Below are 25804 nucleotides of genomic sequence, written 5' to 3'. Positions count from 1 at the left end.
CGCCGCGCGGGCGGGGCAACTTGTCAGTGGTCTTGGCCGCTGCTCCACACAGTCGATCCGGCCTCGGCCGGTTGGTCGCGCGGGGCGGCAAGGTCGTGGGCGGAGCGGGCCAGCCAGATCATGATCAGGACGCTGGAGACCACGCCGAGAGCCTCGACGGCGCTTCCCTCTTCCGCGAACGGCAACGCCGCCAGCATCAGGAGGATCGGCACCACCAGGGCGGCGACACCGTACTTGACGGTCGCCGTCCGCCAGCGGTCGTCGTCCCATTGGGCCCGCAGGATCAGAATCGTCCAGGCCAGGACGGCCAGGCCGCACACTAGCTCCATACTGTCCGGGACAGGCAGGCCGACGAGGCCGAGCACATCCATGAGGGTCAATCCGCCGTACCCCAGCACCCCCGCGCCCCGCATGTACTGCCGGCCGGGGCCCAGCACCCGCATGAACAGCAGCACCAGCACGTACATCGCCGCAGAGTCGATCACCGCGACATCCACCGGGAGCCACGCGGTGACGTGGAGCAGCCACGTCGTGGCCGTCGCGACGTAGAGCGCCACGCGCAGCCGCAGGATGTCGCGGTCCTGCCGGGGCGGCGGGCCCGCGAGCGGCCCGCGCAGGACCTCCCAGATCCCCCATGTCCAGGACAGCCCGGCCACGATCAGGAGGAGCAGGTTCCCCCCTGTCACCGTGACGTCGTCGGTCACGGCCGAGAACACCGTCAGCCCCCACAACGGGCCGAGGTCGCCGGAGATCAGGGTGACGACGGCGGCTGCCGTCAGCGCGGCACCGTACAGACCGGCGACGAGCAGGGCGGGCAGGGCTGAGCGGTGACGACGTAACACGAGAGGCTTCCTTGGGGGGGCGGAAGGACGGGGGTGAACGCCTCACCCTACAAGCGATCATGGAGAGTGGCGTCAGGCCGGAACACAATGAACTTTCTTCACGTCCGTCACCTCTAACCCGGATGTGAACAAGCTCCAGAAGTTAGTCGCCCTGTCCGCGCTGCCGGTCGTCGCGGCGCTCATGCCGCTCCCGGCCCAGGCGGCGGCTCGGCCGTCCTGTCCCGTCCCGTCCAAGGCCGAAGTGAAGCGGTCAGCCGACACCAGGATCGACAAGCCGCCGCGAGGGGCCGCCGCCATCAAGGGGGTCCGTGTCGGCCATGTCCCGAAGGGGTTCACGTCCGGGCAGGTCCTCGTCAACAAGCACGACAGCATCACCGAGTACGGCTACCAGTGGACCGACGACCGCGACGACGTGGACCGCCGGCATCGGTCGCTGTGGATCAGGGTGGTGTGCTGGCCGAAGGCCAAGTCGCTGGCACAGCTCAAGAACGGCCCGTTCGACCTCGGGACGTTCTCCGGAGACACCAGCACCGTGAAGATCGGCGACCGTCAGGTGCTCACCCAGGAGGGCGACGGCGCACTGGGCCACGGGCGGTACGCGGGCTGGGTCGAGCGCAAGGGAGTCGTGGTCACCGTCATGGCCAGCCAACCTCTCGTACCCGAGCTCACGAAGATCATCAGGAGCATCCGACTCTGAGCCGGCACCGGCCTTCCACGACGCCTACGGATCCCTCGGCGGAACATCGCGTCAGCAGAACAGCGGCTTGCCGGCGTTCTTGGGGACCTCCGGCATTGAGTCGACGACCTTCACCGTCATCACCGCCATGCTGGAACGCGGGGTCTCCTTGACCTGTCCGCCCTGGGGTTGTCCGAGCCAGCTCCGATAACCGAGGAACCGGTACGTGCCCGGCTCGAAGATGAGCTCCCCGCGCTCCCAGCCGCCGTCGGGGGTCGCGAGCTTGAGGGAGGCGCCCACCCCGTGCCGTCCGGCGGAGTCGGTGAGGTCCGGGACGATGGTCACATTGGGCATCCTGGACAGCGCGCCGAAGACCGTGGACCTGGTCCCGGAGGAGGCGAGCGGGTTCTCCACCAGCCTGAACAGCTGGCTCCCCACGGTCTTCTCGACCCGCATCTCGATCTCGTCCGCGTCCAGGTTCGTCTCTGCGCGTCTGCTCTGGTCCGAACGGACGAACGCCTCCGCGTCCTGGCGGACCTTCGCCAGGGCCTGATCGGGGTCGACGGGAAGCTCGTCGGCCTGAGGAAGCCGGGCCGATCCGCCTGTGCGGCACTGTCCCGCGCGTTCGTACTCCACCGTTCCGGGAGACTGGAGGTGCATCGGGTCCCGTCCGTCGGTGACGTGTGTCTGCCCGTACGTCGAGCGCGTCAGAGCCTTGTCGGCGTTCCCGCCCGGCAGCCACAGCTCGCGACGCACGTCCTGGGTGTATTCGCCCTCGGAACCGGAGCCCCAGGTGACGGCCTTCTGGTCGACGTAGAGGAACTGTCCCGCCCCTGGTCGCGTCTCCTCCCGTACCGCGACGAGGGCCGCGTTCCGCAGCAGCTCGGCGGCGCCGGCCGGGGCCGCCCCGAACGGAGCGGAGTCGTGATCGCCCCGGACCACCACGAGCCCCGCGGTCACCGCCGCGGCGAGGCCCATGGCCGCGCCGACTCTCATCGTCCACCTGCCGCCCGGGAGACCGTGAAGAGGCCGCCGAGGTGACCGCGCCGGCTGAGGGAGGCCGGCCCGGTCGCCCTCGATCTCCTCGGAGCCAGGGACGGGCGCTGGGACAGGTGAGGTCGAAGCGGTCACGGCTGCGAAAGGCGTGCCTTTCAGGTGGTTACGTCGAACACACCTGGTTCGGCGAACCCCCGATCCTTCTTCACGGTTTCTCGCGATCTCCACGGCCGTCCGAAAAGTATGGATTTACCAAGGTGATCGACTGGTGAGAAGATCGGGGGTGCGCAGAACAGCTAGAGCAGTACTCGCGAGGTTGCCGAAACCGCTGCACGCACTCGTGCTGAAGCACCGTGAGCTGCTGAAGTTCGTGGTCGTGGGCGGAGCCGCGTTCCTGGTGGACAACGCGACGTTCTACGGGCTGAAGCTGACCGTCCTGGAACCGAAGCCGGTGACCGCCAAGATCATCGCGGTGCTCGTGGCGACGATCGCGTCCTACGTGCTGAACCGCGAATGGTCGTTCCGGACCAGGGGCGGCCGCGAACGCCGTCACGAGGCGGCGCTGTTCTTCCTGGTCAGCGGCATCGGTCTGGTGCTCAGCACCGCACCGCTCTGGATCTCCCGGTACGTGTTCCATCTGGAGACCCCGGACGTGAGCGTGCTCACCCAGGAGGTGGCCGACTTCATGAGCGCCCAGATCATCGGCACGCTGGTCGCCATGGTCTTCCGCTTCTGGGCGTTCCGGAAGTGGGTCTTCCCCGACGAGAAGGCCGGGTCCGGCAGGATGCGACTGCTTTCCGTCCCCGATTCCACGGACGAGGCGGCCTGACCGCGCCCCTCATGGCTCACGGGGAGGGAAGGTTGAGCGGGTTGGTCACGACCAGGTCGAAGGAGTAGGAGTCGTCGATCCAGGCGATCACCGGCCGGCCGCGGCCGTCCAGGGCCATGGCGAGGCCCTGGCCGGGAGTGTGTTCGCTCTTGGCCACGGGGGTGTGCGTGCAACGGGTGCCCCTGCAGGTGGCGACGACGATCTGGTCGCGGTCGAGGTCCTGGTAGGCCACCACGGTCCGGCCGGTCTCGTCCACCGTCAGCGCCGGGGGCAGGTGGTCGTCCCCCGGGGTGGACAGGACGACGGTGTCGGCCTGCGAGCACGAGGGGTTGCGGCAGTCGAGCAGCCTGACCGACCCGTCGGCCGAGTCCCGGTAGGCGATCAGCGGGCGGCCGTCCTCCCTGAGCACCATGGTCGCGCCGGTGGGGCCGTCGTTCTTGCCCGAAGCCCACGTGAAGCCGCCCTGGACCGGATGTTCGACGTGCACGGGGTCGCAGGTGTCGTCCTCGCAGGTGATCACGGCCAGGGAGCCGGTGTAGTCGTCGAAGCGGAGGACGACGGGGCGGTCGAGCGGGCCCGCGGCGACGGCCAGGCCCTGATCCTGGTAGCGCGACGTGCGGGTAGGCAGCTTGGCCAGGTCCTTCGTCCGCGGCTTCGTGCAGGCGGGGTCCTCGCAGGTGGTGACGGAGAGGATCTCGCCGTCCCCGTTCCGGCGTACCTGGGCGATCATCAGGCCGCCGTAGTGGCTCGGCGCCAGGGCCACCAGCCTGTTCTCGTCCTTCACCTCGCCCAGGGACCGGCCGCCGGCCGCGGGCAGGCAGCCTTTCGCGTCGCACATCAGCAGTCCGAGCCTGGCCCGCCAGGTCTCGTCCTTGCCCTGTGTGGTCCAGGTGGTCAGCACGATCCGGCCGTCGGGCAGCCGGGTGCCGGCCGACCGGGGATCCTCGTCGGCCTGGGCGGGCTCGGCCCACGCGTACCGGTAGTGGGCGCAGGCGCTGTCGGCGCAGGTCAGCAGCTTCGCCTGGTCGAACCCGTCCATGAGCATGACCATGCTCGATCCCTGGCCGGCGAACACGGCCCGCAGATCCCGCGTGCCGAGCGTCGGGGCGGGGCGCCCGTCCTTCCGTATCGGCGGCTCACGACGTGTCCAGGACGCCGTGACGACCGTCTGGTCCACCTCCAGCCAGCCGAACGGGTTGACCAGCATCGTGCCCCCGTACAGCAGGCCGGGCAGCAGCAACGCCGCGAGCACCGGCACCGGCCTGGCCGGGGACGGCTCGCTCTCGGGCAGGCGCTCGACGAGCCCGTCGAACTCGGTGGCCGTGCCGCGCAGCGCCAGCCGCCGCAGGTACAGGCGGGCGATCACCGTCGCCTGGAACGCGGGGAAGGCCAGCCCCAGGACCGAGGTCGCGACGCCGCCGACGAGGGGATGTCCCGAGGCCGCCCACTCCACCGCCTGCCGCGCCGCGACCGGAAGAGCCAGCACGCCGAGGGCCAGCGTGAACGAGCTGGACCAGAAGCCGCTCTGGGCCGGTCCCGCCGCGCACGCCAGCCGGTACCCGCGGGCGATCGCGCTTCCCGGCGACCGGCCCTCCAGCACCACGGCCGCCATGCCCAGCAGGCACGGCATCGCGATCAGCAGGAGAAGGCCCATCACGAAGAACGCCCCCGGCAACGGCCCGTGCCACAGCAGCACGCCGATCCCCGCCGCCGCGATCACCGCGCACACCAGCACGGCCAGCAGCGCCAGCGCCAGCATCGCGGGCAACCTCCGCGCCGCGGCACGCATCGCGTCCGGCACCCGGACGCGCCTGCCGGTCAGCAGCCCGGCGGCGAGCACCACCGTGGCGGGCAGGACCACGGCCTGGGCGGCCAGCACGAGCGCGGTCGCCGCCGCCGTCCACGCCAGCAGCGGCCCGACCGGCGGGTCGAACAGCTCGAACGAGCCGTTGACCAGCGCCGCCGACCCGTCCACGACGGGCGCCAGCCCCAGCAGGGCCAGCAGGCCGAGCGGCACGAACACCAGCGCGGCCGGTGTCGCCAGCCGGATCAGGTGCCGGGCCGTGGCGGCGTAGGCGAACCAGACCACCCAGCCTCGCCGCATGCCCTCGCGCGGGTCCTCCACGCGGTCGGTGCTGCTGGGGACGTCTGCACGGGGTGGCGCCTCAAGCTCGGCCATGGGAGCTCCTGCGGGGGAAGGGTTCCCACGAGCCTAGGTTTCACCCGCCGCCCGGACCGGGCCGCAGACTCCATCGGCATCGGATCGAACCCACGGCGGGACACGTTCCGTACTCCAAGAACGCGACGGCCCCCCCTGGACGGAGGCGTCTCGCGGACGTGAAGACGTGCGTTCCCGCCTCGATACTCGGTGGCCGTTCGGTCTTGGCCCCGCATACGTTCGGCCGCATGGCTGACGAATGTTTCGGGGATCCACGCCTCGCCGTGCTCTACGACCCGCTCGACCCCGACCGCGGCGATCTCGACGCCTACCTCCGGATGGCGGAGGAGTTCGAGGCTCGCCGGGTGCTGGACATCGGCTGCGGCACAGGCGTGTTCGCACTTCTTCTGGCCGGCCGCGGGATCGAGGTCGTCGGCGTCGATCCCGCTCAGGCCTCCATCGACGTCGCCCAGGCCAAACCGGGCAGCGAGCGAGTGCGCTGGATCTGCGGTGACGCGACGGACCTCCCGCCGCTGCAGGTCGACCTGGCGACGATGACGGCGAACGTCGCCCAGGCCATCGCCGATCCGCCGACCTGGCAGAGGACGCTGCGGGGAGCCCGCGAAGCGCTGCGGCCCGAAGGGCGGCTGGTCTTCGAGACCCGCGATCCGGCCAGACGCGCCTGGGAGGAGTGGACCCGCGAGTCCTCCCACGACGTGACGGAGATCCCGGGCGTCGGCTCCGTCGAGAGCTGGGTCGAGCTGATCGAGGTGAGCCTGCCCCTGGTGACGTTCCGCTGGACCTACGTCCTCGCCGCGGACGGGCAGGTGCTCACGTCGGACTCGACGTTGCGTTTCCGGGAGCGGGAAGAGGTCGAGAGGGATCTGGTCGCCCACGGCTATGTGGTGGAGGACGTTCGCGATGCGCCTGACCGGCCAGGAAGGGAGTTCGTCTTCCTGGCAAGGCGTTCGTGATCGCCCAGCGATGACTTCCGGGTGGCGTCGGTGTCCAACCGCATGGACGACGGGCCGCGACGCCCACACGCACGTCCCTCCAACAGGCAGAGACCCCCGGAGATCTGATCATGCGGAAGCTCATAGCGACAGTCTTCAACTACTCCCTCGACGGCCTTCTCGCCGACGAAGGCACCGAGTTCTCGACGTTCTGCTTCGACCTGCCCGAAAACCGTCAGCCCGACGAGCCCGCGCACCTCGACTTCCTCCGGAGCGCCCACGCGCACATCATGGGCCGAACCGCCTACGAGAGCATCGCCCCGGCCATGACGACCTCCACCGACCACCCGTTCGCCGACATCCTGAACCCCGCGCGCAAGGTCGTCTTCTCCCGGACCCTGAAGACGGCCGACTGGGCCAACACCACCATCGCCGCCGGCGACACGACAGAAGAGATCGACAAGCTCAGGTTGGGCGGCGACGGCCACGTCATCGTCTGGGGCGGCGTCAGCCTCTGGCGGTCGCTCATGCGGCTCGACCTGATCGACGAACTCCGGCTGAGCATGTTCCCCTACGTCGCGGGCGAGGGCACCCGGCTGTTCGACGGCGTCCCCAAGTCCTACCGGCTCGACCTGGTCTCCAGCACCGCCTCCGGCAACGGGATCGTCTATCTGCAGTACCGGCGACACCGCTGACCTGCGACAGGCTTGGGGGCGGGGTTCAGCTGGTGAGCAGGAGACTGTCGACGAGGCCGGTGGCCGAGGAGATGGGGGCGGTGCCGAGCAGGCAGCCGGGCAGGCTGCCGTAGTAGCTGATACCGCTGGTGACGCGGGTGGCGGCGTCGCCGAGGTAGCGCCCCGAGGTGACGGTGCCGGTGAAGACGCTCTCGGCGCCGGTGCCGTCCGAGGCGACCGCGCAGGTGTCGTAGGAGTAGCCGCCGGTGACGGTGATGGTCTGCGCGGTCGTGGTGGCGGGAGGTGAGAAGGTACGGGCGAAGCTGCCGACGCATTCGACGTCGATGCCGGCCGCGTACGCCTGGGATGAGAGCGTGCAGGCGGCCAGGGCCGGCAGCAGTGCTGTGGCCCGGCGGCCGAGGACGGAGCGATGGCCAGGGCTCCTCGGACGCCGATGACGCTGCCTCGATGGACCGCCGCTCGACCGTGCTCAGCTGCCTGGCATGCTCTGTGGCGTGATGATTCGTACTGCGACGCGCCGGGATCTGCCCGCGATCATTGCCCTCCTGGCTGATGAGGACACTGTGATTGATCCCCGGACCGTTGAAGTCGACGAGGCGTACGAGCGGGCCTTCAAGGCCGTCGACACCGATGAGCGAAACGAAATGCTCGTTCTCGACGAGGGAGGCGGCACGGTCCTTGGCTGCCTCCAACTGACGTACATCCCTGGCCTGGGACGACACGGACAGGAGCGGGCTCTGATCGAGGCAGTCCGAGTGCGTGCCGATCGACGTGGGGCGGGACTTGGACGCGAACTGCTCACCTGGGCGATCGAACGTGCACGCGCCCGCGGATGCACCCTGGTGCAGCTGACCAGCAACAAACAGCGCACCGAGGCCCATCGCTTCTACGACTCCCTCGGCTTCGTCCGCAGCCACGACGGGTTCAAGCTGTCGTTCTAGCCAGAGTGCGAGCCCGCGCCGGCCCCTTGTCCCGGCGGTCCAGCGGTCCAGCGGTCCAGCGGTGGCGATGGTCCGCAGGGCGGCATTGCCGGTGGAACTCCATGCAGGTGGGTACTGCTGCGGGGTCAGATGCTGCCCTTGCGTTCGATGACCAGGATCCTCGCCTCCTGCACGGGGTGCGCGACGTGTTCGTCACCTGGCTCGGCGTAGCAGACGCGGCCGGGCGTGAGCCGCTCTCCGCAGAACCGCCGTGTTTTCAAGATCCAGTAGATGCCTTGAGCAATTTCACCTGCCGGTCATACCGTCGTGCTCATGCGACATATCGATGACCCGGACGTCCTCAAGGTCTTGACCAGCCGCTTTCGGATGAAGCTCTTCGGCCGCCTCTGCCGGATCGGCCCGATCACGGTGAGCGAGCTGGCCAGACGGATGGAGGCCGACCCCGGCCAGGTCAGCTATCACCTGCGGCAAATGCAGAAACACGGCTTGATCGAGGACGTGCCGGAGCTGGCCCGGGACAGCCGGGAACGCTGGGTGCGGGCATCCATGGGCGGGTGGGCATTGGTGAGGGACTTCGAAGCCCCGGAAGCACGAGCCGCGGCGCAGGCGTGGACTTCACAATGGGTGATCGACCAGTTCGAGCGGCTGCGCGATTTCGAGCGTACTCACATGACGCTTCCCGAGGACTGGCGCAACGCGGCCTTCGGCGGCAGCCACCACCTGAGGCTCACCAAGGACGAGCTCGCGCAACTCGCCGACCAGCTCTATGCCGTGTTGCAGCCGTGGCGTGAGCTGGCCAAATCGCGCGTCGAATCGAGCGAGGCGCCGCCGGACACTCGGCCGATTTTCATTTTCTACCACGCATTCCCCGAAGAACCCTGAGGAGCCTTCCGTGTATGCCATGTATGAGGAGTGGGGCCGCGCCTGCCTCGCCGAGCAGCGAGCAGAGGCCGCGCGGTTACGCATGATCCCGCCGCGTTCGCGCCAGCCTGTTCTTCTGCGCCTTCGCGGCCGGTTCGCAATCACCCTCCGCCGCCTCGCCAACCGCCTCGAACCTGCCTGATGGTCCCTACGGGTATTTGTCGACGGAGATCTCCAGGGCACATGGCAGGGGGCCCGGTTCCACCACTCGAAGTAGAGCCACTTTTCGTCGGACTCACATGCCATTCTCTTCGTGATCTGTCCCACGAGAAGAGGATCCCCGTGAGCGGCTACGACTGGCTTGAGGACGACGCTTTCTGTGCAACCTTCGTCCGCGGTCTCACCCCGCGCGAGGCGCTGGCCCGCCTCGGCATTGACGTGTTCGACGGGGATGACGAGGAAGGCGATTTCGAAGAAGGGCTGATCTGCGCGCGGTCGGCCAAGGGCGGGACCATTCTGAGCGAGTGGAACGGCTTCGCCGGAACGCTGCCCGAGGTGCTGCGGCTCTTGTCGGCCGGGACGGTCACCGCGAGTGTCTTCGTCAACGTGAACCGGGACGCGTCCTTCGACCATTACGCCGACGGTCGCGTCATCCTGACCTTCGATCCGCTGTTCGGCGGCAACGAGGACGACCTCCCGGACGACTACCTGGCCGACCGGATCGAACTCGGGCTGACCGGCGACAATGCGGAGGGCGGGCTCGCCGCTGCGCTGCTGCTGGCCGAGCGCATCACCGAGGTGCGGCCGAACGCGTCAAGTGACGTGGTGGCCGCCCATGGCGTTTTCGAGTACTGAGAGCGTTCCAGGGCAGCTTCCTCCCGCACACATGCCTCCGTCTGAGGAAACGTCTCGTGATCTATCCCGCGCGTGTTCCGTCACCGACGACGAACGACGGACTCAAGGCTGCATCTGGCTGCACTAAACGTCTGTTGCACGACATCTGGCCCGGAGAGCATCCGGTAGCCGGAGGTCCTCGCTGGAGGCGCAATGTGCTGAGGCGATCGAGGCCTGGAAGTCACACCCTTGCCATGCGATCATCATGCACATGACTTCGACCAGAAAGGGCCATGCCGCGTAGGCGCCCTTCAGCGGTTCGCACACGAGGATTCATGTGCGCAACCCACAGACCCTCTATTCATCAGGTTTCCGGTCTCGGACCACGCCCCATGTCCGCGGTCATCACGCTGGAACATACCTGGTGGGAGCCGGGCCATGTGGCGGCGATGCTGCTGGCATGGACGCGGGAAGTAGTTCCCGGCACCTCCACACGACTCCTACCCACCTGCACATGCCCCGGATGTTGGGAACACGATCCGCGCGGGGCACTGGAACAGGTGCTCATCGCGTTGCCCAGCTGGGCGCGACCTTGTCTCTACAGCCTGGTGCTACCTATCGACAGGAGCTTTCTCGCCCGAACATCGCCGAATCCCCTCGCGTCACCTGATTGGCCATGGTGGCGGCAGCGGCGACGTCCGAACTTCCCCTGGAACGCCGACTTCTGATCAAGGGGGCCCGTCTGGGATCACGAACACCCCGCTGTAGGCACCACCTTGCGGCGGCGCAGCATCGTCATGGCAAGCCAGGTGACGGTGGGCAGGGAGCAGCAGCACTACGACGGCGAGCTCCCCCATCTGGTGCACGACGGCCGTTCAGGGCCACCTGGCTCACGCCGTGGGTGCGCCCGCGACGTGGCGGTCGCCGCCGTTGCGCTCCTGCCAGAACCGGTACACGTCGACGGCGTCCTCGCGTGCCTCGTAGCGCATCGGCAGCCGGCGTTCCTGCCAGGGCTTGGCGAACTCGTCGTAGAAGGTGCTCAGCTCGAAGTACTTGCGGTCGTCCACGTAGTGGGGCTCGTAGGCGTCGCGGGTGGTGAGGAAGACGACCTCGTCCGGGGAGCAGTAGTACAGCGAGCCCAGGCACATCGGGCAGGGGTGGGCCAGCACGTAGATGGTGGTGCCGGTCAGGTGCTCGGTGCCGAGCTTGGTGCAGGCCTCGCGGATGGCGAGGATCTCGGCGTGGGCGGTGGGGTCGCCGGTCTGGGCGACCTTGTTGGGGCTCTCGGCCAGGATCTCGCCGTCCTTGACGATGACGGTCGCGAACGGACGGCCGCCGTCGGCGACGTTCTGGCGGGCGATGTCGATGGTGCGCTGAGCGAAGTCCACGGAAATCCTCCAGAGGTTTGCTGGGTGGGCAGTCGGCGCGGCTGGGTTCGTCGAACGGGGCGGGGCGGGCCGGCAGGTCGTCTGCGGCCCGCCCCGTCGCCGCCCGTCTGTGACGCCGTGTCAGGTCGTCAGAAGGGCTTGGTCGGCAGGTACTTGCCGTCCAGGGTGATGACGGCGCGCTCGCCGCCCTCGGGGTCGGCGACCTTCTTCACGTCGAGCCTGAAGTTGATCGCGGAGATGATGCCATCGCCGAACTGCTCGTGGACCAGGGCCTTGAGGGTCGTGCCGTAGACCTGGAGCATCTCGTAGAAGCGGTACATGGTCGGGTCGGTCGGGATCCGGTTCGGCATCGAGCCGCGGACCGGGATGGTCTGCAGCAGCATCACCGCGTCCTCGTCCAGGCCCAGCAGCTCGGCGACGGCCCTGGCGGAAGTCTCCGGCAGCGGGTGCTGGCCGAGGACGGCCGCGGTGGTGAAGGCCACCGACAGGCCGGAGGCGTCGGCGATCTGCTGCCAGGTGAGGTTCCTGCGGGTCTTGGCGTCCACAGCGGCGGCGGCCAGGGCCTCGCGAGCGGTGGCGTTGAACTGTGCGTGCACCATGATCGGTGTGTCCTTCTCTGTTCGATGGATACGGGGGTTCCGGCGAGCTGTCGCGGGCGAAACCCCGGCGTCAGGCCGCCCGCGCGGGGCCGGCGGCGGTCAGGTCCTCGACGCGGCCAGTGGGGATGTCGTAGACCCAGCCGTGCAGGGCGACCTTCCCCTCCGCCAGGGCGCGGGCCACCGACGGGTGGGTGGCCAGGTTCGCCAGCTGGGCGAGCACGTTCTGCCGGACCAGGGCGGGAACGTCGCCGGCGGTGGCGGTGCGGGCCCGGGAGGCGTCCGCGTGCCGCAGCCAGGCGGCGACCGTCGGAGCGCCGCTGAGGTCGTGCCCCTCGGCGAGCGCGGTCATCGCGCCGCACGCGGAGTGGCCGCAGACGACGATGTCCTGCACCCCCAGGGCGGCGACGGCGTACTCGATGCTCGCCGCGACCCCGTCGGCTTCGAGGCCGTAGGCGGGCACCAGGTTGCCGGCGGTGCGGATGACGAACAGGTCACCCGGTTCGGTACCGGTGATCAGCTCGGGGACGACGCGGGCGTCGGAGCAGCTGATGAACAGCGTGTGCGGTGTGTGGTGCGTGGCCAGATGGGCGAAGAGCTCCGCCTTGGCCGGGAAGACGTCCCGCTGGAAACGGGCGACGCCTTCGGTGAGGTCCTGCATGGTGTGGTCACTCCCTTCGCGGGCTGGTGAATCCATCATGCATGACCTGGGCTTATAGAGTCCAAGAGTTGTTCGACATGGAATCTATTGCTCTCATCTATATTTGTTCCATGGCCGTCCTCGAACTGCGTCACCTGCGCTATCTGCTCGCCGTGGCCGAACACGGCAACTTCACCCGCGCCGCCGAGGAGCTGCACATCTCGCAGCCCACGCTCTCCCAGCAGATCAGGCAGTTGGAGCGGACCCTGGGCGTGCAACTGCTGGACCGCACCGGCCGCACGGTACGCCTCACCGACGCCGGCGCCGTCTACACCGACCACGCCCGGCGCGCACTACGCGACCTGGCCGCCGCCGAACGCGCCGTCCACGACGTCCAGGACCTCTCCCGCGGTGACCTGCGCCTGGGCGTCACCCCCACCTTCACCGCCTACCTGGTCGGCCCGCTCACCGCCGAGCTCCACACCCGCCACCCCGGCATCCGCCTCACCCTGGCGGAGATGGCCCAGGACCGCATCGAAGCGGCCCTGCTCGCCGACGACCTCGACCTCGGCATCGCCTTCGCCGGCCCCCACCTGCCCGGCGTCACCGCCACCGCGCTGTTCACCGAGACCCTCAGCCTCGTCACCGGCATCCCCCGCGCCCGGCCGCTGCCCGCCCCCCTACCGGTCCGCGCCCTCAAGGACGAGCGACTCGCCCTGCTCAGCGGCGACTTCGCCACCCGCGGCCACATCGACGCCTACTTCGCCCGCCACCGGACCGCCCCCCACATCGCGGTCGAGGCCAACTCCGTCCAGGCCCTCATCGAGATCGTCCAGCGCACCCCGCTGGCCACCGTCCTGCCCGACGCCATCACCCACGACCATCCTCACCTCACCCCCGTCCCCCTCGACCCGCCCCCGCCCACCCGTACCGTCACCCTTCTGCACCGCGAGGGCGCCTACCGCAGCGCCGCCACCCACGCCTTCACCGAGCTCACCCGCGACCTCGTCCGCACCCGCGGCTACACCCCCGCCGGCGAGGCCGGCGTCGGTGCTGGTTGACGGCTTGAACGAAGGGCGCCGGAGAGGTCGCCGCCAAGCCCGAGATGCCGGGAACGAGGAGGGCTGAACCCGCTTCCGTACCGGGCGGCGCGGTTGCCGCCGATCAGCAGCAAGGTCTCATTGAGCGCCCGTGACGGGCGTGCACGGCTTCACGGATGTGCCCGCCTCGGCCAGCCAGGCGCCGAGCCGCCAGGGCACCTGCGGGTTCCTGTTGTCGCGGAACTCCACCACGAGTGTCTCGCCCGGCTTGATGTACTGCGGGAAGATCCGGATCGTCCGAACGGACGTCACCCGGGTGGCCTTGAACGACCGCGACTCTTCCACGAGTGAACGCAGCTCGCTCGCGTTCGAAGCGGGTTCCCCGCCGTAGGCCCGGTCCACGCCGGCGAACCGCGGGCCCGCGCACCGTGTGGCCGGGGCCAGGAAGGTCACGTCGGCCTTGATGCCCACCGCGGCCAGCTTGGCCTCCAGCCCGGCCGGATCGCTCAGCTCGTTGACGGTGACCTCGACCGTGCCGTCCGGGCTTCTGGTCACCGCGTGGGCGGCGGGCCCGGTTCCGATGATCAGCGGTGCGACGGTGAGCCCCGCCGCGAGCCCGGCCGCGACCAGCAGCCGGGGGCCGGTGACGACGCGTCGCCGGGGCCGCATCCCGTGGAGCAGCCGCTGCCGCGCTCCGGCCAGTTCGTCCGGGGTGGCGGGGGGGATGGTCTCCCACATGGCCTTGAGTGCGTCCATCAGCGTTCTCCTTGCTTGCTCAGGGCTTGACGGATCCGGAGACGGGCTCGGTTGAGTCGCGAGGCGACGGTTCCCGGCGGGATGGCCAGCGCGTCGGCCACCTCCTGGTAGCTCAGTTCGGCCCATGCGACGAGCAGCAGCACGTCGCGATCGGCCGGTGCGAGCTCCAGCAGGGCCAGCGCAAGCGGGCGGTTGACGGCCAGGGTGTTGACCTCGTCCTCGACCTGCGAGCCGGACAGCTCCGCCGGATGCACGCCGCTGCGAACGTAGGCGCGATAGAGGCTCGTCTCGGTACGCCGCCGCCGGCCGATCAAGTTGGAGGCGATGCCGTACAGCCACGGTCGGGCATCGGCGCGACTTCGGTCGTAGCCGCCGCGGTGCTGGAAGGCGGCCAGAAAGGTGTCGGCCACGACGTCCTCCGCCTCGCTGGGCCCCAGGCGCCTGGTCACGTAACGGTGCAGGAGCGGCGCATGCCGGTCGAACAACGTGGCGAAGATCTCGGGTTCGTTCAGCGATCTCTCGATGAGGAGCGCGTCGTCGACCTCAACTACTTCGCGAGGGATTGTCATGCATACCGACCTTTCCTGGCGTATGCGGTCACCTGTACTTACCGCGCCAGGCCGAAATCCTTCACGAACCGCCCATCATGGGTACGGGGGCGAGCGCCACTGGAGGCACCGGCGGCGTGATGCTCAGCCACACCCACAGGGCTCCGGACACCATCCGGGGCCCTCAGCCATTTCACGCGCCGCACGGATCTGGCCCGAGGCCCCTTGTCCCCCGGTCGAGTGCGCTACCAAGCCCCGAAGACCCACGGAGACGCCGCCAAGATCCTTGCACGTCTATTGGTGAACCACCGACAACAGGCCGGGACCACGCGAGGCAGGCATCACGCCGGGCCAGGCCGAGGCGCATTCAGCGGCCGGCGCGAACAGTCAGGCCCAGCCGCAGGGCCGCTCGAACGTCGGGTTGGCCCGCAGGTAGACGGCCGAGATCGGCGACGGTCGGCAGTGGATCAGTGGAGAGAGCCGCCGGTCTCCTTGAGATCTGCGGTCGTGGTGACCGCCACGGACACGATCGCCGTCAGCGCTTCGGCGATCGACCGGACGGACATCGACGGCTGGTCCCCGCTCGGGACCTGTTCGGGAAGGTAGGGCACGTGCACGAAGCCGCCGCGCACCCCCGGCCGGCCGGACTCGATGAGATGCATCAGCCCGTAGAAGACGTGGTTGCAGAGGAACGTCCCCGCCGTGTGCGAGACGGACGCCGGCAGCCCGACCTCGCGGACGGCTGCCACGCACGCCTTCACCGGGAGGGTGGAGAAGTACGCGGCCGGGCCGCCCACGACGACGGGCTCGTCGATGGGCTGGGCGCCCTTGTTGTCGGGGATGCGAGCGTCATCAAGGTTGATGGCGACGCGCTCGACCGTGATGCCCGGCCTCCCGCCCGCCTGCCCGACACAGACGACGACCTCGGCACCGGACTCCTCGACGGCCGCGCGCAGCCGTGCGATGGCGTCCTGGAAGACCACCGGCAGCATCACAGTCGTCAGCGACGCCCCTTCCGGCGGCGTGGTCGCGGCCAGTTGCACCGCCTGCCACGACGGATTGACGCCAGAACCGTCGAACGGCTCGAACCCGGTGAGCAGCACGTGGGTCATGGGTCTCCTCTCGTACGCCGGCGCCGATCAGCGGTGCAGGGGTCTGCGGAGACTATCGGCATCCTCGGCCCGCTCCCCTCCCCGGCCCTTGGCGAGGCCGGGGAGGGTCGGGGTGGTACTCAGAAGGCGATCATGCTCTGCCGCCTTTGATCGTTGGGGAACATACAGAGAACGATCACCCGTGGTCAGCCATGGAGTGCCGGACATGAAACGAGAGGCCCGTCACCGCGTTTCCACTGGTGACGGCCTTCTTCCCGTTGGTGCGTCAGGTGCAAGGTTCGAACTTGCGTAGGCTGAGCCGACGGTTTTTACAGGGGATCGTGGATCTCGCCTCAACTGGCCGCTTGGCCTGCGTCTCTAGATCGGGCCTCGGCTCTGCGACGTCATCACGTTCGTTGTGCCCGCTCCTCCAGCCGCCGGAGCCGGCGGTTGTACCGGCCGACGTGCGACCGCACTGCCCGGTCGATCAATCGGACTTGCGGATCTGAAGCATGCTCGTAGAGCTCGATCTCGAACGGATCGCCGTCGTACTCGATCAGTTGGGCCAGAGCTTCGCGGTCCCGCTCAACCGAACCACGGTCGCGGACAAGTTTGCGCCACGCACAAGCGCTCGCCATGGCCGTGTCCACCCCATCACCGTAATCGCCCGTATCGCTCGCGTGGAACCACGACAGCCGTTCGACCTGCATCACGTGACCTCGCGCCACCTGTCCGATAATCCCGTTCGCCGTCCACGCGCGCACGAGGACGAAGGACTGTCGAATGAGAAGCAGATCGCCTTCATGGCGCATCGCCCTGCCACTGAGCTGCGGATAGACAGTCTGGCGCGAAGATGATGTCGCTGATCATTCCGGGCATGTTCCGGATCACGCTCCCACGACGATACTGGTCCCGTGGAACTCCCGGCAGAACTGCGCGCGTATCTTGTTGAGCTTCGGGGTGACCTGCTCTGCCGACGACTCGTCGGTCGTGTCGCAGACGCAGGTTGGATGGCCTGCGAGCTGATCGGAGCCGGAGTCGACACACCCAGCACCATCGAACTAGCCGGATATGCCCTCTCCATCGGCTCCCTTTCGGAGATTGAACCGCTGCTTCGCCAGGTGCTCTCCGAATGTGGAATGCCCCCCTTGGACACCCAGCAGGAACCGTGGAATGTCGCGTTCGAAGTCTCACTAGCCATGCAGGACGGCACGCTGCCCATTTCGGCTGGTGCCGATTTCCTGATCACCGAACTCTCACCTCGATGCGGCCACCCACCCGAGATCACAGAGCTCATGATTCTCATCGATGATTGGGAAGCCTTACGAAGCACGCCGCCAACTGATGATGAGCTCCGATGCCAAGCTGGAGAAATCGCGAAAGCGGCGCGACTACGACGCATGAAATGAAAGAGAGCAGGCTCTGGTCCCCTGACCGTCGCCGATCGTCATGTCAGTTGGAGGGTTTCGGTACACGATCTCTGGACCCGTTGGGCATCACGTTCACGCCCCCATCCGCCATGTCTCGACGTCTACGCGTGGGTTCCGGAGCAGAGCCCCGAGGTCTTCGAGCGATTCATCGACGGCTACGTCAACGTGGACAAGTATCGTTCGCCCAGGGTGGCTCCCAAACCAGATCCACTCCGCGGGGGTTCACCCAGAGCCGGCGGCAGGGGTCCGGCGTCTGCTTTGATCACGGTTATGGAACCAGCAGCGGCACCCTATGAGCCGATGACTCCGGCGCACCTGGCAGTAGAGCATGGCGACCTGAGGGAGCTGACCCGGTTGCTCGACGCCGGTACCGACCCGAATGAGGTGTGCTCCAACACGACACTGCTCTTGCATTCGATCGACGTGGAGGCGGACGGAGCAGCCCAGACCGGAGAGCCACTCGATGCTGCATGCACCGCCGTGCTCCTGGCATATGGGGCGGATCCTGAACGCCCGGGCCCCGATGGGGACATCCCGCTGCTCTTCGCCCTCCATTACCGCCATGGGCTGGCTGTTCGGCTACTTGAGGCCCACATCACCCGTCGTCACGGTGGCACGGCGCCTGTCCCCTGCCCTGTGCTTCCTCCAGATGAACCGCTGACGCGCCCCCAGTCCTAACGAGTTCTACGCACTGCCCGCCACCTGGTCCAACGGCAGCCTCACCCTTCATTCCCGTACACCGCACTTCACGTTCGTTCGTTTGGGTGGCTCCCAAAGTGGCTCCCCGGAGCCCGCCTGTTCCACCGCGCTCCACCATCGGGCTTGCAGTTCCGACGATGCGGGCCGTAACTTGCCCCGAGCCGTCGAAACGATCTGTCAGAGGGGCACCCACCATGGCCTTGGCATGGCATGGCATCGACCTTGCTCTCGTGGACACTGTGATCAACCTGGCGAGAAGCCCATGGAGCCGTGAGGCACTCGATCAAACTTGGCAACCGACCGGATGGCCACTCCCGGAAGGCGGCTCTCTCGCCAAGCACATCCTCGACGATGAAGAGTGGCCCATAGTGCCCGCGGGAGAGTGGAACGTCGGTGTCATCACCAACGGCAAGAGCACTCGGGTAAGAGGATTCTCCGTGGGCTTCGCCCTCTTTTACGAGCCCGACGATATCTGGGATCCCGACCCAGACCCGGACCTGAGCGAGTTTCCCCAGCACGTCCCATCGGATATCTGGCGGATCGATCGCACCGCCGACCGGGCCCGGTTCCAGGGCGTCTGGGAAGACGGGCACAGGACTGTCGCACGACGCTTGGGCGCACCAACTGTGATCGATGACGGCTGGGACGACGAGTCGGAATGGCAACATGCGGTCTGGCGGCTGGGCGCACGTCTTCTCATAGTGGCCCAAGGCGACGACATCACGACGTACAGCCTCTACGACGAGGCTTCACTCCAGGTGATCGACTATCCGGATGACAGGCCCATTCCAACGGGCTGGGATCTCCACGGCCTTCTCCTGGGCTCCAACCTGGAATGAGGCCAGGCCGCACGCCCGGACGGCGGGCTTACGGCGGCGCGCCGCGCCGCCGTTCGATCTTCATGAGGCCGGTTCGGCAATGGGCCCCGCTGATCAGGCCGTCTCGGCGGCGAGCTGCATCACAGAGGCATCGGCAGTGCCGAGCAGGGGCTGTCGTCCATCAATGCTCGGTCCAGGCGGACACCGCTTTCCAGCTCCACCACGGCGAGGCATGCCGCGAGGATGTCCACCCTCGCCTCCGCGTCCTCGCTGTCATAGCCACTCGCGAGGAAGTCGGTGTACGGGCTCAAGGGACCGAGGTGGTCTGCCCATTCCGTAAAAGACATGAGGTCCGGCTCCGGATGATGGAGAAAGCCTTCGGCCTGGCCGTAGCGGGCGTACATGCTGGTGTTGCCTTCGATGTCGAAGGACACGTACCAGTGCCGGAATCCCTGGCCGGCGAGTCGCTCGGTCATCTCCATGCGGTCGCCTCCCGGGTTGACCCAGTCCAGCGTGACGATGCCGTCGCCGACCTGGTGGAGGCTGATGGAGCCGGTGCTGCGCGGCAGCTCGTCGGGGCCCTGAAGCAGAGTGAGGTCCGCCCCAAGCCGACGTACGGCATCCCTGATCGACAGGACACCGAAGTCGGGAAGCGTCACCGTGTAGGCGATGGTGTCGAGGTCACTCAGCATGTCGCCGTAACGAGCGACGATCTCATCCAACACGAGCGAATCCACTCTTCTCAGCAGTCTGGATGGCAGCCGAGCACGCCGCTCACCTGCTGCCTGCCTGGGCCTCACCTCCGACGCTCAGCCGTTCCTTGCCCCCGCCCCACCAAAGTCGTGCCCCCGGATCGCTGACCGACCAGTTGCGGGTCTTCGGATATCAGTCCCTGCGGAGGTACGAGCATCAGCAGAGGTTCTCCCGGGTCGCGCACCTCCAGTTCCTGAACAGGACGCTCGCGCGGGAACGCGAGCATCTTGGTGCCGGCGGGAAGAGCCTTTTCAAAATCCTCGACGGATTTGCGCGGCTTCCACTGCTCGACCGGGACCGTCGGATCGCTGACGACACCCCCCTGGCTGAGCTCTATGTAAACGAGCCCATCAGGGATCGGGCCCTGCTGCCAGCCGTCGATTGTTCCGGCTGGCACGACAGGGCGGTCCGCGGCGAGTTCTTCCGGCGTTCCGTACGGGTCGAAGTCGGCCTCGACCACGCGTAACAGCGACAGATCCAAAGAGCCCTTCGCTTCAGAGCTGTCGACCTGTCCCTGCTTCGGGCCCGCTTGTGTTGCGAGTGCGCCTCCGCCGGGTCCACCGCAGACGGACAGGGCCGCTGTCGCGGCGAGGGCGAATGCGAGAAGGGTCTGCTTCCCTATCGTTGTCCTCCCTTGCGTCAGGCCCAGTGCGGATTGTAGGTGAGGCTGAACACGTAACGACGAGACGCGCCACCGACGAGGCTGACCTCCTGCCCCTGCTCCAAGAGTGGGGTGTGGCGCCCGAGCGGTTCGCCTATCCGTGGAACACGGATTTTCCGGCGTAGGAGCCCGCAGCCATCGGCTCAGACCGCCGTGGGTACTGGCTCAGTAGCGATGGTCAGGCCAGTGGGGATCCTCCCAGCGGGCGGAGCCGGCGAGGCCGAGCAGTCGTATGCGATGGAGCAGCTCTACGGGGGCGTTCTGGCTGCGGAGGCGGGCGGGGGCGGTGCGGATCAGCCAGGCCGTCAGCTCGATACGCGTCTCTTCCTCGTGCTCCTGGGTTTCCCAGGGGAGTCGGTCTCCCAGCAAGTCGTATTCCCAGTGCGCCACCGCCTTGGCCAGGTGGTGGTCGGCCACGCTGGACGTCTGCGCTTCCCAGACGTCCAGCCAGGGGCTGAGTGTGGCAGAGGCTTCGTGACACAGTGCGAGAACTTCGTGCACGGGCACAACCGGATCCGGGTCGATGAGAGTGCGGGCCCACCAGGCGTTCAGGAATTCCCGGACCGCTGCAACCTGCTCGCCAGGCCACTGCTGCCACTGGCCCCGGGCAAGTGAACGTCCGACCTCATCCATACCGAAAAGCGGCTCGACGAGACCGCCGACGAGAGCCCTCGACAACTGAGGCAGAACGCGGCGCAACACGGATCCATGGTCGTTCCAATCGATGGGCCGCCAAGCGCGGTGCAGAAGATCAAGCTCTAGCTCCACGTCCGGCACCTTCAACTGCGCGAGCTCTTCCGCACTCCCCCAGTGGCACTCGCAGTTGTACTCATCAGGACGTGCGGTCATGCCTTGGAAGGTGACGACCATGCGGTTCAACGCGGCGTCGAGACGGAGACGCGCGGACGCCTGATCAAGGTTCGTCATGGACGTTCGCCTTCAGAGACTCCGGAAGATCGCCACTCTAGCCAACTCCGCGCCGGCGGTGAAGAAGACAGAATCGGCGTCGTCAGCGGGTGTCCACTGTCAGTCGAGCTTGACGGAGCCGCCAGTGGCCGGCGTGCTCAGCTGCGCGCTCGTCCGGCCGGTGAGCTCCTCGAGCGAGACGCTGCGCCGCGACCCGTCCTGGAGGATTGTCGTGACGCCCGTGACGCCGCCCCGACCTGAGGCGTTCTCGCGCTCCTCCGTCGTCGGCGCGTCCGGCCACCAGGCCGCGAAGTAGCCGCCGGTGACGGTCGCGGTGACGATGCCTTTCGCCTCCGTGGCGAGCTGGAGGCCCACCACACCGGCACCGACCCTGCCGGTCACCGTACGCACGCTCTCCTCACTCGAACTCGTGGCCGCGCCGAGGGCCGCCCGCGCCGACCCCGCGGGAACCGGCGGAAGCGGCTTCGCGCCGGGGCCCGGCGTGCTGCCGTGCATGCCGACGAGGTCGCCATCGCGGAGCAGGCAGGTGATCTCGGCGAGGTGGCTGCTGTCATCGTTGACGTAGACGAGCGTCCACGGTCCCCGCCCCTCGGTCACCACGGGCCGGAAGTCGAGCTTGCGTCCAGTCGTGCGCTGGGCGGTGTCCTGGGCGTTGTCGAGGCACTTCTCCTGGGCCTCGGCGGCCCGGTCACTGCTCACCGTGTGCGGCGTCGCGGTCCACGCTGCCATCGCTGTGCCACCGCCGAACACGCCGGGCAGCAGCAACGCCGCCGCGATGCCGGCAGCCACCCCTCCACTCACCATGGCGAGCCGCCCGGCAGTGAGCACGCGAGGGCTGCTGGTCGTCGGTGCGTGCGCGCCCATCGGGTCGGTGGCCACCACCTGGGCCAGCAGGGCACGAGCCTGCGGGTCGGTGCCGGTGTCCAGGTCGGCCGGGGTGACAGCGGGGTCGAGGTCGCGCAGGGTGTGGTCGAGGATGTCGTTCATCGCGTGCTCCGAGAGTCGACGGTGGCGGTCGCCACGAGCTGGGTTTCTGTGGTGGGAGCCGCGTCGGCGTGGCGGCGCAGGGCACGCCGGGCCCGGGTGAGCCGAAGCCGGAACGCAACGGGAGAAATACCGAGCACCCGCGCGGCATGCGGGGCTGTGAGTCCATCCCACACGGCCAAGGCGAGCGCCTCCTGGTGGAGCGGACTGAGCCGCCGCCACGCCTGGACGAGGTCGAGCCGGCGCGCCACCAGTTCGGGGTCCAGCCCGGCCACCGCGGCGCCGGTCAGCTGCCCGTCGGCGATGCGGACGGCGAGCGCCTGCCGCCGCCGATCAGCCCGCAACCCGTTGCGGAGAGTGCGGTGCGCGACACCGAACAGCCAAGCCCGCGCCTCATCCGCCGCCGGCGGCACGTCGTCCAGACGCCGCCAGGCGACGAGGAACACGTCGGCGACCACGTCCTCGGCGTGAGAGGGGTGGACGCGACGCTCGACGAACCGCAGCAACGCGGCATACGTCTGCTCGTAGAGCCGGCCGAAGCGCTGGGTGCGCTCCGGCGGCTCGGTGCCAGTGACGTTCATGCCTAGGTCATGTCCGGCAGGCCCGCAGGTGTGTCGCGAACCGTCACGACGAGGCATCGGACACTGCCTCCCCCGAGCTCTCGCCGGTGAGGTCGCGCGCCGCCCCGCCGCCACCCGGGTCGGAACAGCGCCCTACTTGGTCAGGGATTCGGCGACGAGGCGCCAGATGTCCGCGGCCAGGTCCATGTTGCCGCTCTGCTGGGCCTGCTCGGCGAGCTTGCGCAGCCCGGCGAGCGCCGTGTCCTGCTCGCCCTCCAGGAGCAGGACGCGGTTGCGCAGGACGTCGAGCCGCATCCGCTCCTGGTAGGTGAGCAGGTCGTCGAAGCCGGTCAGCCGGTCCAGGACCGTACGGGCCTCGTCGAGGTCGCCGGCGAGGACGGCGATCCGGGCGCGCACGGCCAGCAGTTGCTGCTCGATGGCCGGGGCGTCCGCGAACGGCAACACGGCCTGGACTTCTGTGACACGCCGCCGGGCGGACTCGATTCTGGGTGGATCGGCCCTGAGGTCGAGCCGGGCCGCGCCGAGGCGCAGACGCGTCCAGATCGTCAGGTCGTCACGGCCGTTGAAGCCATCGATGGCCTGGTCCATCAGTTCCGCGCCGGTTTCGAGGTCGCCCTGGCGGACCCGGATGTTGGCCACGGTCCACACGGCTTGGGCCCGCAGCGCTCCCGACACCTGGTCCGCCAGCGTGAGCAGTTCGTCGGCATGTCGGGCGGCGTCGGGGAGTCGCCCGGCCTCGGCCAGCGCCGACACCAGGGCCAGCAGCGCGGAGGCCCGCACGCGGGCGGGCAGCGCTTCGCGTTCGGCCAGCTCGTGGGCGTGTGTTGCGGCATCGACGGCGCCGACGATCTCTCCGGTGCTGCGCATGCAGCGCGACAGTGCGGCCAGCACTCTGGACTGCAGCTCGGGTAGCCCGATCTGTGCGCTAAGCGTGGCCAGCTCGTCGAGGCATGTGCGCTGCTCGGCGTACTCCTGACGCCACTGACGCCATTCGGCGACTTGCCAGAGGGCCTGCCAGCGCAGGAGGGGGTCCTCCCCGCCGGAGGTTTTCAGGGCGTCGCTGAGGGTTTGGCCGCCTTCGTCCTGGCTCAGGCCGGTGGCCAGGGTCAGGCTCTGGGCCAGGGAGGTGGCGGTGAACTGGGTGAGTGCGGTGGGGCTGATGCCGAGCTGCGTGGCCAGGTGCTTGATGGCTCGTTCGGTGGGCTGACGCGCCCCTGATTCCAGCCGGGACAGGTATCCGGTGGACATGCCCTCGCCCGCGAGGGCTGCGAGCGTCAGGCCGCGTTCGGTCCTCAGTTGCCTCAGTCGGCGGCCGAAGACTGGTTGTTCGAGCATGTCCGAACTCCCGGGTAGCGGTTGACGTCGTCCGACGTCTTGAGGGTCACGCCAGAGGCTAACTCACTTGCCTCCCTTCAGACAAGTTCTTGCCAGAGGACGATGCCGCACACCGACGGCTTTGGCAATTCATCTTGGCAACTACTTGCCAAGATTGTGGCAACGGTCGTAACGTTCCTGTCGTCGCCAACGGACCTCGTCGCCGACAAGCCGGAAGCCCCCGAAGGAGCACCGCCATGTCCCTCGCCCTCGCCCTCACCGACCAGGACCAGCTCACCCTGCGCACCGCCGCCTGGGGCGCCGTCTCGCTGATGTCCGCCGCCGGTGCCGCCGGTTCGGCGCACAAGGCCGCCGCCGAGGGCTCCGTCGCCCTGACGTCCGCGACCGGCCCGGTCGGGCACGTGCTGGCCAAGGCGCCCAAGGGCGTGAAGTACGGCAAGACCGTGGCCGAACTCGCCGACCAGGTGCTGCCTGCCCTGAACGCCTCCATGAGCCTGCTCAGGAAGCAGGCCCCGGCCGAGGCCGACAACTTCCGCCGCACCGTCCTGGTCGCCGTCGAAGCGGCCACCCACGGGAGGCCCAGCCCCACCATGACCGAGATGGCCCGCAAGATCAGCGCAGCCCTCGACACCGCCCCGGCCACGCCCGAGGTGAGCGCAGCGAACACCGTGGCCGGGCGGGATCGCCCGGAACTGCAGAAGCTCATCCAGGAGTTCGTGAACTCCGGCATCACCGGAATGCAGTTGCGGGTGAACGACGGGCGCGGCGAGTGGGTCGGCACCGCGGGGGTGCGCGAGCTGGGCTCGTCGGAGAAGCCGCCGGCGGACGGACGGTTCCGGGTCGGGAGCTCCACCAAGACGTTCATCGCAACCGTGGTGCTGCAGCTCGTGGCCGAGGGCAAGATCGGGCTGGACAGCCCGGTGGACGGCTACCTGCCCGAGTTCGCGCTGGACGAGCGGATCACCGTACGGATGCTGCTGCAGCACACCAGCGGGATCTTCAACCACACCGGCGAGTACTACGAGGACGGGACGTTCGCGCCGGGAATCGCGTGGTCGGGCAAGGAATGGGTGGACGGCCGCTTCCGCACCTACCAGCCCGAAGAGCTGGTCCGGCTGGCGCTGTCCAAGCCGGCGCGCTTCGAGCCGGGCACCGACTGGAGCTACTCCAACACCAACTACGTGCTGGCCAGGCTGCTGATCGAGCGGGTCACGGGCCGCTCGTTCGCCGAGGAGCTGCAGCGGCTGATCCTCGGCCCGCTGGGGCTGACGGGCACTGAGGCGCCGGGCATCTCGACGGAGATCACCGGGCCGCACGCCCACAGCTACTACCGGTACGAGGACGGCGGCCGGGAGCACACGGTGGACGTCACCAGCCAGAATCCTTCGTGGATCTCCGCCGGCGGCGACATGATCTCGACCACCCAGGACCTGCACACGTTCTTCGCCGCGCTGAACGGCGGCCGGCTGCTGCCCGCCGAGCTACTGACCGAGATGCGCAAGCCGGACCCGAAGATCGGCTACGGCCTGGGAATCTTCGAGCAGGACCTGGGCGGGAACGGCGGCACCCTCTATCACCACAACGGCGGCATGGCGGGCTCCGCGGCGCTGATGTACAGCACGCCCGACGGCGGCAAGACGATGACGGCCTCGGTGACCTACGTGGACGACGCCGACCTGTCCAAGGCGGCGGCGTTCCAGCAGGCGACACAGCGGCTCATCGACGAGGTGTTCCGCGACGGCCGGACCACGAACTGAGAACAGCGACCAAGA

General features: G+C 68.4%; 28 protein-coding genes. 11 read left to right on the top strand and 17 right to left on the bottom strand.

The features are described 5' to 3' along the window. Nucleotides 1-23: 23 nt before the first annotated feature. Complete coding sequence (locus ACIA8R_RS34360) at nt 24-842, bottom strand: hypothetical protein (RefSeq protein ID WP_364102557.1); 819 nt, start codon at nt 840-842, stop codon at nt 24-26. Nucleotides 843-966: 124 nt separating this feature from the next. Here ACIA8R_RS34360 and ACIA8R_RS34355 point away from each other — a divergent pair, with 124 nt between their 5' ends. Then, a complete protein-coding gene (locus ACIA8R_RS34355) occupies nt 967-1539 on the top strand; it encodes a hypothetical protein (protein WP_364102554.1) in 573 nt (190 codons plus the stop codon). A gap of 51 nt (nt 1540-1590) precedes the next feature. Here the strand turns inward: ACIA8R_RS34355 and ACIA8R_RS34350 are convergent, their stop codons facing one another. Further along, nucleotides 1591-2649, bottom strand: coding sequence for a CU044_5270 family protein (locus ACIA8R_RS34350; RefSeq protein ID WP_397042088.1), 1059 nt, complete (start codon nt 2647-2649; stop codon nt 1591-1593). A gap of 205 nt (nt 2650-2854) precedes the next feature. On the opposite strand from ACIA8R_RS34350, the gene ACIA8R_RS34345 reads away from it, so the two are divergent. Then, a complete protein-coding gene (locus ACIA8R_RS34345; RefSeq protein WP_357706302.1) occupies nt 2855-3343 on the top strand; it encodes a GtrA family protein in 489 nt (162 codons plus the stop codon). A 16-nt stretch (nt 3344-3359) separates the two neighbouring features. On the opposite strand, the gene ACIA8R_RS34340 is transcribed toward ACIA8R_RS34345, so the two are convergent. After that, a complete protein-coding gene (locus ACIA8R_RS34340; RefSeq protein WP_397042087.1) occupies nt 3360-5522 on the bottom strand; it encodes a hypothetical protein in 2163 nt (720 codons plus the stop codon). Between the two features lie 227 nt (nt 5523-5749). Between ACIA8R_RS34340 and ACIA8R_RS34335 the strand changes: the two genes are divergently transcribed. The 3 genes from ACIA8R_RS34335 (at nt 5750) to ACIA8R_RS34325 (ending at nt 8090) form a co-directional block, all read left to right on the top strand. Then, nucleotides 5750-6475, top strand: a complete 726-nt coding sequence (locus tag ACIA8R_RS34335) for a class I SAM-dependent methyltransferase (RefSeq protein ID WP_397042086.1) — start codon at nt 5750-5752, stop codon at nt 6473-6475. Nucleotides 6476-6585: 110 nt separating this feature from the next. Beyond that, the gene (locus tag ACIA8R_RS34330; protein ID WP_364102541.1) at nt 6586-7149 is read left to right on the top strand and encodes a dihydrofolate reductase family protein; all 564 of its coding nucleotides are present in this window, start codon (nt 6586-6588) and stop codon (nt 7147-7149) included. A gap of 497 nt (nt 7150-7646) precedes the next feature. Then, nucleotides 7647-8090: a GNAT family N-acetyltransferase gene (locus ACIA8R_RS34325; protein ID WP_364102634.1), complete on the top strand. Its 444-nt coding sequence runs from the start codon at nt 7647-7649 to the stop codon at nt 8088-8090. 125 nt (nt 8091-8215) lie between these two features. Here ACIA8R_RS34325 and ACIA8R_RS34320 read toward each other — a convergent pair whose 3' ends face one another. Next, a complete protein-coding gene (locus ACIA8R_RS34320; RefSeq protein WP_364102538.1) occupies nt 8216-8350 on the bottom strand; it encodes a hypothetical protein in 135 nt (44 codons plus the stop codon). A 52-nt stretch (nt 8351-8402) separates the two neighbouring features. Here ACIA8R_RS34320 and ACIA8R_RS34315 point away from each other — a divergent pair, with 52 nt between their 5' ends. Continuing rightward, entirely contained in the window at nt 8403-8972 is a 570-nt protein-coding gene (locus ACIA8R_RS34315; protein ID WP_364102535.1) for a helix-turn-helix domain-containing protein, read from the top strand. Nucleotides 8973-9293: 321 nt separating this feature from the next. Next, the gene (locus ACIA8R_RS34310; protein ID WP_364102532.1) at nt 9294-9806 is read left to right on the top strand and encodes a DUF6461 domain-containing protein; all 513 of its coding nucleotides are present in this window, start codon (nt 9294-9296) and stop codon (nt 9804-9806) included. A gap of 869 nt (nt 9807-10675) precedes the next feature. On the opposite strand, the gene ACIA8R_RS34305 is transcribed toward ACIA8R_RS34310, so the two are convergent. The 3 genes from ACIA8R_RS34305 to ACIA8R_RS34295 form a co-directional block, all read right to left on the bottom strand. Then, complete coding sequence (locus tag ACIA8R_RS34305) at nt 10676-11173, bottom strand: nucleoside deaminase (protein ID WP_364099101.1); 498 nt, start codon at nt 11171-11173, stop codon at nt 10676-10678. A 128-nt stretch (nt 11174-11301) separates the two neighbouring features. Further along, nucleotides 11302-11772, bottom strand: coding sequence for a cyanase (gene cynS, locus ACIA8R_RS34300; protein WP_357706293.1), 471 nt, complete (start codon nt 11770-11772; stop codon nt 11302-11304). A gap of 70 nt (nt 11773-11842) precedes the next feature. Continuing rightward, complete coding sequence (locus tag ACIA8R_RS34295; protein WP_364099107.1) at nt 11843-12430, bottom strand: carbonic anhydrase; 588 nt, start codon at nt 12428-12430, stop codon at nt 11843-11845. 110 nt (nt 12431-12540) lie between these two features. Here ACIA8R_RS34295 and cynR point away from each other — a divergent pair, with 110 nt between their 5' ends. Beyond that, on the top strand, nt 12541-13470 hold the full coding sequence (gene cynR / locus ACIA8R_RS34290) for a transcriptional regulator CynR (protein ID WP_397042085.1): 930 nt from the start codon (nt 12541-12543) through the stop codon (nt 13468-13470). Nucleotides 13471-13587: 117 nt separating this feature from the next. Here cynR and ACIA8R_RS34285 read toward each other — a convergent pair whose 3' ends face one another. From ACIA8R_RS34285 to ACIA8R_RS34270, 4 genes are all read right to left on the bottom strand, one after another. Next, nucleotides 13588-14205 carry a hypothetical protein gene (locus ACIA8R_RS34285; RefSeq protein ID WP_364099113.1) on the bottom strand — a complete coding sequence of 206 codons (618 nt, stop codon included), beginning with the start codon at nt 14203-14205 and terminating at the stop codon, nt 13588-13590. Next, nucleotides 14205-14774, bottom strand: coding sequence for an RNA polymerase sigma factor (locus ACIA8R_RS34280; protein WP_364099116.1), 570 nt, complete (start codon nt 14772-14774; stop codon nt 14205-14207). The genes ACIA8R_RS34285 and ACIA8R_RS34280 overlap by 1 nt, the downstream gene beginning before the upstream one ends. Before the next feature lie 446 nt (nt 14775-15220). Beyond that, the gene (pcp, locus tag ACIA8R_RS34275) at nt 15221-15865 is read right to left on the bottom strand and encodes a pyroglutamyl-peptidase I (RefSeq protein WP_397042084.1); all 645 of its coding nucleotides are present in this window, start codon (nt 15863-15865) and stop codon (nt 15221-15223) included. Between the two features lie 386 nt (nt 15866-16251). Continuing rightward, nucleotides 16252-16656, bottom strand: a complete 405-nt coding sequence (locus ACIA8R_RS34270) for a hypothetical protein (protein ID WP_397042083.1) — start codon at nt 16654-16656, stop codon at nt 16252-16254. Nucleotides 16657-16758: 102 nt separating this feature from the next. Here ACIA8R_RS34270 and ACIA8R_RS34265 point away from each other — a divergent pair, with 102 nt between their 5' ends. Further along, complete coding sequence (locus tag ACIA8R_RS34265) at nt 16759-17253, top strand: hypothetical protein (protein ID WP_364099125.1); 495 nt, start codon at nt 16759-16761, stop codon at nt 17251-17253. Between the two features lie 950 nt (nt 17254-18203). Beyond that, on the top strand, nt 18204-18812 hold the full coding sequence (locus ACIA8R_RS34260; protein WP_397042082.1) for a hypothetical protein: 609 nt from the start codon (nt 18204-18206) through the stop codon (nt 18810-18812). A gap of 119 nt (nt 18813-18931) precedes the next feature. Here the strand turns inward: ACIA8R_RS34260 and ACIA8R_RS34255 are convergent, their stop codons facing one another. The 6 genes from ACIA8R_RS34255 to ACIA8R_RS34230 all read right to left on the bottom strand — a co-directional run bounded on the left by ACIA8R_RS34255 (nt 18932) and on the right by ACIA8R_RS34230 (nt 24032). Continuing rightward, nucleotides 18932-19528, bottom strand: coding sequence for a hypothetical protein (locus ACIA8R_RS34255; RefSeq protein ID WP_397042081.1), 597 nt, complete (start codon nt 19526-19528; stop codon nt 18932-18934). Between the two features lie 59 nt (nt 19529-19587). Beyond that, entirely contained in the window at nt 19588-20025 is a 438-nt protein-coding gene (locus ACIA8R_RS34250; RefSeq protein ID WP_397042080.1) for a hypothetical protein, read from the bottom strand. Nucleotides 20026-20370: 345 nt separating this feature from the next. Continuing rightward, nucleotides 20371-21132, bottom strand: coding sequence for a hypothetical protein (locus tag ACIA8R_RS34245; RefSeq protein WP_397042079.1), 762 nt, complete (start codon nt 21130-21132; stop codon nt 20371-20373). A gap of 99 nt (nt 21133-21231) precedes the next feature. Further along, entirely contained in the window at nt 21232-22119 is an 888-nt protein-coding gene (locus tag ACIA8R_RS34240; protein ID WP_397042078.1) for a hypothetical protein, read from the bottom strand. Beyond that, nucleotides 22116-22697 (bottom strand): RNA polymerase sigma factor, encoded by a 582-nt coding sequence (locus ACIA8R_RS34235; RefSeq protein ID WP_397042077.1) that lies wholly within the window; start codon nt 22695-22697, stop codon nt 22116-22118. The genes ACIA8R_RS34240 and ACIA8R_RS34235 overlap by 4 nt, the downstream gene beginning before the upstream one ends. A gap of 132 nt (nt 22698-22829) precedes the next feature. Beyond that, complete coding sequence (locus ACIA8R_RS34230; RefSeq protein ID WP_364099144.1) at nt 22830-24032, bottom strand: helix-turn-helix transcriptional regulator; 1203 nt, start codon at nt 24030-24032, stop codon at nt 22830-22832. A 236-nt stretch (nt 24033-24268) separates the two neighbouring features. On the opposite strand from ACIA8R_RS34230, the gene ACIA8R_RS34225 reads away from it, so the two are divergent. After that, the gene (locus ACIA8R_RS34225; protein ID WP_397042076.1) at nt 24269-25789 is read left to right on the top strand and encodes a serine hydrolase domain-containing protein; all 1521 of its coding nucleotides are present in this window, start codon (nt 24269-24271) and stop codon (nt 25787-25789) included. The last annotated feature ends 15 nt before the right edge of the window (nt 25790-25804 follow it).

The organism is Nonomuraea sp. NPDC051191, assembly GCF_044455665.1.
Taxonomy (GTDB): Bacteria; Actinomycetota; Actinomycetes; order Streptosporangiales; family Streptosporangiaceae; genus Nonomuraea.
The sequence above is the reverse complement of the archived record's forward strand: the minus strand, read 5'-3'. Positions and strand labels throughout refer to the sequence as shown.

Excerpts from the sequence above, each read along its gene's own strand:
- ACIA8R_RS34235 (WP_397042077.1), bottom strand. The coding sequence starts at position 22,697 with ATGAACGTCACTGGCACCGAGCCGCCGGAGCGCACCCAGCGCTTCGGC.
- ACIA8R_RS34230 (WP_364099144.1), bottom strand. The coding sequence starts at position 24,032 with ATGCTCGAACAACCAGTCTTCGGCCGCCGACTGAGGCAACTGAGGACC.
- ACIA8R_RS34225 (WP_397042076.1), top strand. The coding sequence starts at position 24,269 with ATGTCCCTCGCCCTCGCCCTCACCGACCAGGACCAGCTCACCCTGCGC.
- ACIA8R_RS34315 (WP_364102535.1), top strand. The coding sequence starts at position 8,403 with ATGCGACATATCGATGACCCGGACGTCCTCAAGGTCTTGACCAGCCGC.
- ACIA8R_RS34285 (WP_364099113.1), bottom strand. The coding sequence starts at position 14,205 with ATGGACGCACTCAAGGCCATGTGGGAGACCATCCCCCCCGCCACCCCG.
- cynR (WP_397042085.1), top strand. The coding sequence starts at position 12,541 with ATGGCCGTCCTCGAACTGCGTCACCTGCGCTATCTGCTCGCCGTGGCC.
- ACIA8R_RS34340 (WP_397042087.1), bottom strand. The coding sequence starts at position 5,522 with ATGGCCGAGCTTGAGGCGCCACCCCGTGCAGACGTCCCCAGCAGCACC.
- ACIA8R_RS34280 (WP_364099116.1), bottom strand. The coding sequence starts at position 14,774 with ATGACAATCCCTCGCGAAGTAGTTGAGGTCGACGACGCGCTCCTCATC.
- cynS (WP_357706293.1), bottom strand. The coding sequence starts at position 11,772 with ATGGTGCACGCACAGTTCAACGCCACCGCTCGCGAGGCCCTGGCCGCC.
- pcp (WP_397042084.1), bottom strand. The coding sequence starts at position 15,865 with ATGACCCACGTGCTGCTCACCGGGTTCGAGCCGTTCGACGGTTCTGGC.
- ACIA8R_RS34330 (WP_364102541.1), top strand. The coding sequence starts at position 6,586 with ATGCGGAAGCTCATAGCGACAGTCTTCAACTACTCCCTCGACGGCCTT.
- ACIA8R_RS34325 (WP_364102634.1), top strand. The coding sequence starts at position 7,647 with ATGATTCGTACTGCGACGCGCCGGGATCTGCCCGCGATCATTGCCCTC.
- ACIA8R_RS34295 (WP_364099107.1), bottom strand. The coding sequence starts at position 12,430 with ATGCAGGACCTCACCGAAGGCGTCGCCCGTTTCCAGCGGGACGTCTTC.
- ACIA8R_RS34240 (WP_397042078.1), bottom strand. The coding sequence starts at position 22,119 with ATGAACGACATCCTCGACCACACCCTGCGCGACCTCGACCCCGCTGTC.
- ACIA8R_RS34335 (WP_397042086.1), top strand. The coding sequence starts at position 5,750 with ATGGCTGACGAATGTTTCGGGGATCCACGCCTCGCCGTGCTCTACGAC.
- ACIA8R_RS34270 (WP_397042083.1), bottom strand. The coding sequence starts at position 16,656 with ATGCGCCATGAAGGCGATCTGCTTCTCATTCGACAGTCCTTCGTCCTC.
- ACIA8R_RS34245 (WP_397042079.1), bottom strand. The coding sequence starts at position 21,132 with ATGACGAACCTTGATCAGGCGTCCGCGCGTCTCCGTCTCGACGCCGCG.